The 6,016-nt window shown below is 43.8% G+C and carries 7 protein-coding genes; 4 read left to right on the forward strand and 3 right to left on the reverse strand.

Features of this window, described 5'->3' with window-relative positions:
• Positions 1-1,402: hypothetical protein (locus tag H0R92_RS13870; RefSeq protein ID WP_432966223.1), on the reverse strand; the 1,402-nt coding region annotated here is incomplete at its 3' end.
• Between the two features lie 136 nt (positions 1,403-1,538).
• Between H0R92_RS13870 and H0R92_RS13875 the strand changes: the two genes are divergently transcribed.
• Genes H0R92_RS13875 through H0R92_RS13890 form a run of 4 tightly spaced genes read left to right on the forward strand, consistent with a single transcriptional unit; the run spans position 1,539 to position 3,464 of the window.
• On the forward strand, positions 1,539-2,009 hold the full coding sequence (locus H0R92_RS13875; RefSeq protein ID WP_432966226.1) for a flagellar basal body-associated FliL family protein: 471 nt from the start codon (positions 1,539-1,541) through the stop codon (positions 2,007-2,009).
• A gap of 60 nt (positions 2,010-2,069) precedes the next feature.
• On the forward strand, positions 2,070-2,405 hold the full coding sequence (locus H0R92_RS13880; RefSeq protein ID WP_432966229.1) for a hypothetical protein: 336 nt from the start codon (positions 2,070-2,072) through the stop codon (positions 2,403-2,405).
• A gap of 41 nt (positions 2,406-2,446) precedes the next feature.
• On the forward strand, positions 2,447-2,983 hold the full coding sequence (locus H0R92_RS13885; RefSeq protein ID WP_432966232.1) for an RNA polymerase sigma factor: 537 nt from the start codon (positions 2,447-2,449) through the stop codon (positions 2,981-2,983).
• 13 nt (positions 2,984-2,996) lie between these two features.
• Complete coding sequence (locus tag H0R92_RS13890; protein ID WP_432966235.1) at positions 2,997-3,464, forward strand: hypothetical protein; 468 nt, start codon at positions 2,997-2,999, stop codon at positions 3,462-3,464.
• A 214-nt stretch (positions 3,465-3,678) separates the two neighbouring features.
• On the opposite strand, the gene H0R92_RS13895 is transcribed toward H0R92_RS13890, so the two are convergent.
• Positions 3,679-5,457, reverse strand: a complete 1,779-nt coding sequence (locus H0R92_RS13895) for a leucine-rich repeat domain-containing protein (protein WP_432966239.1) — start codon at positions 5,455-5,457, stop codon at positions 3,679-3,681.
• A 333-nt stretch (positions 5,458-5,790) separates the two neighbouring features.
• On the reverse strand, positions 5,791-6,016 hold a 226-nt coding region (locus H0R92_RS13900), incomplete at its 5' end, for a DUF4469 domain-containing protein (RefSeq protein ID WP_432966242.1).

Genomic DNA, 6,016 nt, shown 5'->3' on the forward strand with positions numbered 1-6,016 from the left:
GCTCAAGGGGTGAAGCTTTTTCATCGCTGCCGGCTTCTTCAAGTTCTTCTACTTCTTCGAGCGGCTCAACGGTTTTCAACCGAACAGCCGGTTGAACGGATGCAAGGGGGGCAGCCGCCGGGAAATGAGCTTGTGAAATGATTTTTTCCATCATTTCTTTTAGTTCAGCCGTAATCGTATCGAGCTGCAGCTTTTCTTTGGCCCCGCTTTGCCGATGCAAGGCAGCGATAATTTCATCCCAGCTTTTATCCAAAAGAAGGTCAACTTCTTCGCTATGACGTTTTGCCCGCCTTCCCAAGCTCTTTTTTATTGCAGCATTGAGTTCCCGCTTTCGCCGCTTCATATCGGCATAGACGGCATTCCAATCAACTTCTTCCTTTGTTGTCAAGTAATCGTTTATAACTGCAAACTGAAAACGTTTTATCCTGTCCCGAATAAGCAACATGTCATCTTGTTTTATGTTAAAAATCAAAAAAACAATGAGAAACGATGTAACAAAAACGCTTATTAAAAGCAGAGTCTTTATCATGTCGGAAAATACAAAAAGATTTTCCTCATATAGACGGGATACATATATTTTTGATTCTCCGATTTGCGAAAAAAGCAGCCATACGCCTGTTTGTTCCGTTTCGATAAGTTTTTCCGCCGAAGAAACTTCATCGGAAAATTTTTTTATGAGTATATTTTGCAATATTTCACGTCCGGTATTCGGAAAGCTCAATACAAATACGGGACGTTCTTTTGTACCGGTAAAGATAACGGTATCGGTTACGGCAATAAGATTTTTCTTTACCAATTCCTGTGCAAAAGCGGAGGAAGCCGTATAAAAAACGATTGTACCGCGGTACATCGAATATGCATCATAAAACGGAAAGCTGTACAAAATACGATCTCTGTCGGGGTCGCATAGAATACGTCCGCTTTCGCCCTGCGGGCTTTCAATTTCCTCATAGGGTAAATCGCCTATATCCTTATAAAGCCGATAAGAAACGAGCTTATCGGTACGCTGCAAAATATCTCCGGCAATGGTACTGTAATGTATTTTTTTCCCGCCGCTTTCTATAATACGTATACCGGTTAAAGAAGGAATCGTTGAAAACAGATTCCCGGAAGCATCTTCGCGGCCTTTAATGTCTTGTGAATCCTGCTCAAAGGAAAAACTTTTTTTTACATATTCGTTTTCCGCAAATTCGGTATAAAATGCGGTTTTTGATGCGCTAAGGTAATCGTCTAAAATATGTGAAACCGATGCAAGCTGTTTATGTATTCCCCGAACGAGGGCAGGCTGATAAAACCGGGTTTCCATAGCGGAAAACAAGCCTAAAAAAGCTGCAACCGTAAATGCGGCAAAAATGAGAACGGAAGTTAATAAACTGACTGCAACTTTTTGACCGGAAGTCAATTTCTACCTCAAAGTCTTAATATAACAAAATGCTTAAAAGAGATTTGCATCCGAATAAAAAATATTCATTGTTACTTGTATCGGCATAAATTTGCATACTCTTGAACACATATTTATAACAGTATACAATCTATCTATGAATAAAATCCAGAGGATATGTCTGTTTTGTTCGGCTATTTTACTTTCAGTCCTCATTTTCGGAACGGCGGCAGCCTTTGTTTCGGGGAAGGCAAAACCCGGAACCGATTTGCGCCGCAAAGATCCGGAGCCGCAGGTTTTCGAAAAAAAAATACAAGCGGATAAAGCCGTTTTTTCTCATATCGGTTCTCTGCGATGCGCCACAGCCGATAATCCGCCCATTCCCTTGGTAATTACGGTTTATTTTCCCTATACGGCCGCCGACAAAGCTTTTTATGAAGAATTGTCTCAAAAAACAAGAAAAATTCGTTTTGTAATTACAAACTATATGGAGCAATATACGCGAACGGAATTATCGGATAAGGGCGAACAAAAATTAAAAGCGGATTTAACCGATTTAATAAACCGCGAACTGGTACTCGGCAAAATTACGGAATTGTATTTTTCCGATTATATTTTTTTGGAATAATGCAACTCTATGCGATTAAATGTGTCGAAAATACGGTGATCATTTTATTAGGGGAAGAATATGAACGAAATAGCTTTAACGCCGGCAGCACAGGTAATTGTTTCCGTTATTCCGATAGTGGGAATCGTTATAGGCGGAATTGTCGTGTTTTTTTATCTTTTATGGAGAAATACGCAAATTAAGCTGCTTATAAAATCGGGAGCTTACAAACCGGTGCGTTTCGACATAAAGCTTTTTGCCCTGCTTACGGGTATTTTACTGACCGGAGTCGGTCTTGTTTTAACGGTTTTAATATGGATTATTGAAGGTTTCAGCTACCCTCTTTTGGGAGGCCTTATTCCGCTCATTATGGGAATAGGCCTTATCGTATTTTATACCGTATATAAACACCCGTAAGGGGGAGCGATATAAAACACGGCGAAAAATCCGAAGAAAAATTGCAGGATTTTATACTCGCACAAAAAGCTTGCAAGGGTAATCGAGAAGCATTTAAAACCCTTGTACGGCTGTATGAAAAAAGAGTGCGCATATTGGGCTGCGGTTTTTTCCGAAATGCATCCGATATCGAAGATTTTGTACAGGATGTTTTTATCAAAGCATATACGAATTTACACACCTTCCGTTTTAAATCGCGCTTTTCAACATGGCTTATGAGCATAGCCTATAATACGGCAATAAATACCGTAAACCGGCGTAAAGAGTATGTGCCGCTGGTTGAAAGCGGTTCGATTTTCGACACCGATTACGGTCCGGAAGAACAGGTCTTGCGTTCGGCGCTTGCCGAAGCGATACGGGCTGCCGTAAAAGAATTGCCGTATAATTTTGCCGTCTGCCTCGATTTATATTTTTTTTATGATTTTCCGTATAACGAAATCGCCGTTATAACAGGATGGCCGATAAACACGGTAAAATCCCACATTTTTAGAGCAAAAAAGCTTTTAAAGCACAAACTTGAACCCTTAATTCAGCCGTAAGGAGGGCTGCCCTATGAACATTGACATATGCGATACCGTTATAAACCGTTTTCTACACTTGGATAAACCGAACGCCGTACCGTTTTCGATACGGCTGCATTGCATACGCTGTAAAAAATGCCGGTCGCTTATACAAGCTTTAAGTACAGTCGAAAACCGTGCGTCAGCCCCCCTGCGCACGGTTACACCCGCCGACGATCCGTGCATTACGCGTATAATGGAACACATAGATCCGGATTTCGCACAAAAAACCGAAGACCCCGTACAAATTATATCGTTTAAACGCTGGATAAGTTCCGGCTGTATCCTTATAGCGGCAATACTTTTGTTCGGTTTGTTCAGCGCCGCCGATATAAAATCCGAAATGCAGATTTTATTATACCTATGCTTTGCCCTTTTTATCAGCGGGTACTGCGCATTTTTTGTCGGCAGCAATTTAAACTTTTTTATAAAAAAGATACAAGCAATCCGCCCGGTATAAAAAAAACATACCCGTACAAGAGGTACGGAATACCGCACATAAAACATCCTGTTTCAAATCCCGGCACGGATGCCGGTAAAAGCCTGATATACCGCGAGTTTGCCAAAAGGCAAACTCGTTGCATAAAATCGGACAGGAAGTCCGATTTTATGCCATGTGCCGAAAAGCCGTTAGTAATCGGTTTCGGGCTTCGCCCGAAACCGGGATTCAAACATTAAAATGCACTGAACTTCTTTTTTTGCTCGGCGGTATTGCCGGCAGGAGGGACTGCCATTACATTAAGGGCCGCCGCGTCGGTGTAATTATTGTAGAATGCGGCACGCACTTTTATCCCGCCTGCTTCCAAAGAGGTGCAGCCGTTAAAAAGCCCCAAAAAGGCTTTTTCTGCGTTGATAATTGCCGGATTATAATTGCAGTGGAGTTTTACCCTTTTAAGAGAGATACAGCCGTCAAAGCACCGCCACATATCTTTAACGCCTGCAGGAATGTCCGGGGCTTGCGTTAAACTTGTGCAGTTGGAAAAACACTCTGCAACCGACTCAACATTTTTCGGTATATGCGGGGCTTCCGTCAAACTTGTACAATTATCAAAGCAAGAGTCAATAACTTTAATATTTTTAGGCAGGGCGGGAGCTTTTTTTAAAGCGGTGCACCAATAAAAACAGCGGGTTATATTGTTCACGCTTTGCGGAATGACAGGTGCTTGAGCCAAGCCCGTACAGCCGAAAAAGCAGCTGCCCATACTCGTAACGCCTTCGGGTATGTTTTCAACTGACACAAGGTTTTCACATTTATAAAAACATCTTGACATATCGGTAAGACCCGGAACCGTTGCCGGCAGTTTAAGGGCAACCTTTTTAGGAGCGGCAGCCTTTATTTTTTGCCCCAAGACTGAGGGAAGGGTGCTGCCGCCGCTTCCCTTAAAGTCCTCAGGCTGTATGGTGCCCGTTACCTCGATGTAGTTTATTTCGGTGCTTGAGGCGGTATCTCTAAGGTAGGCGTCAAGCTCGGCGTAAGAAACTTTGACGTATTCGATAGGGATTTTTGCAAACTTCTTTTTTTGCTCGGCAGGGTTGCCGACAGGAGGGACTGCCATTACATCAAGGGCTTCTGCGGCGGTGTAATTACCTAAGAATGCGGCGCGCACTTTTACCCCGCCTGCTTCCAAAGAGGTGCAGTTTTTAAAAAGCCCCTTAAAGGCTTTTTCTCCGTTGATATTTGCCGGATTATAATCGCAGTGGAGTTTTACCCTTTTAAGAGCGGTGCAGCCTGAAAAGCACCATCTCATATCCTCAACGCTTGAGGGAATATCGGGTATTTCGGTTAAACCCGTACAGCCTGAAAAGCAGTAGCTCATATCGGTAACGCCGGAAGGAATGTCGGGTACTTTAGTTAAACTTGTACAGCTGGAAAAACAGCCTCTCATCTCCGTAACGTTTGCAGGAATAACGGGAGCTTCAGTTAAACTTGTGCAGTTCTCAAAACACCAGCTCATATTCGTAACGCTTGCAGGAATGGCGGGAGCTTCAGTTAAACTTGTGCAGCCCCTAAAACAGTTTGACATATTCGTAACGCTTGAAGGGATACCGGCAAGCGACACAAGGTTGGTACAGCCGTTAAAGCACAAGAACATACTGTCAAGACCTTCAACTTCGCTGGGCAGTTTAAGGGCAATTTTTTTGGCAGGGTGAGTCTTTATTTTTTGCCCCAAGGCGGAAGTGTTGCCGCCGCTTCCTTTAAAGTCATCAGCGGGTATGATGCCGGTTACTTCTATATAGTTTACCTTTGTGCTTAAAGCGGTGTTTGCAAGGTAGGTTTCAAGCTCGGCGTAGGGAACCTTTACATAGGCAGGGCCTGCGGACGAACCTCCGCCCGTGTTACCTCCGCCGCCTCCGGCCGCGTTGGGGCAGGCGGTACACAGTATGGTGCAAAGCACCGCCATACCAAAGAGCACCGTCAGTGCCGAACCTTTTAAAGGTTTTATTCTTTTCATAAAAATCTCCTTATTGAGGGGAGGGAAGACACTTTTTCGGATAAAAGTTTTCTTCCCTCCCCTATAACCCCTCCCATCTTCAAAAGAACCGCTTAGGGACTCTGCCCCTAAGAACCCCGTCTTTACCGAACAGGATGTTCGGGGGTATTTTTGTGAGTTGAAGTAAAAGGCGAAAGAGCTTTAATCTTCAACGTCCGTTTTTTATGCCGTGTGCGGCATCGTTCAGACTGTCCGATATTATGCTATCGGGGTGTCCGATATTACGTTATCGGAGTGTCCGATATTACGTTATCGGAGTGTCCGATATTACGCTATCGCAGTGTCCGATATTGACTATACGACTGCTTTGAGCGTTTTGTAGTAGCCTCCTTTTTTTAGTGTTTTGGACTTTTGACTGCCGTTGCCTGTCAGCTTCGTTCTTACCTCAAGGGTAAACTCTCCTGCCGGGACTGCCGCGTCCAAGATGACGATGAGCCGTGCAGGTTTGTTTTCCACTACCGATGAACAGCGCACCGTCTTTGTGTCCGTTACGGCAAATACGCCCTGCTCCGGGTCTTTA

It is taken from the genome of Treponema sp. OMZ 840 (assembly GCF_050937815.1).
Lineage (GTDB): Bacteria > Spirochaetota > Spirochaetia > Treponematales > Treponemataceae > Treponema_C.

Excerpts from the sequence above, each read along its gene's own strand:
- H0R92_RS13875 (WP_432966226.1), top strand. The coding sequence starts at position 1,539 with ATGAATAAAATCCAGAGGATATGTCTGTTTTGTTCGGCTATTTTACTT.
- H0R92_RS13880 (WP_432966229.1), top strand. The coding sequence starts at position 2,070 with ATGAACGAAATAGCTTTAACGCCGGCAGCACAGGTAATTGTTTCCGTT.
- H0R92_RS13890 (WP_432966235.1), top strand. The coding sequence starts at position 2,997 with ATGAACATTGACATATGCGATACCGTTATAAACCGTTTTCTACACTTG.
- H0R92_RS13895 (WP_432966239.1), bottom strand. The coding sequence starts at position 5,457 with ATGAAAAGAATAAAACCTTTAAAAGGTTCGGCACTGACGGTGCTCTTT.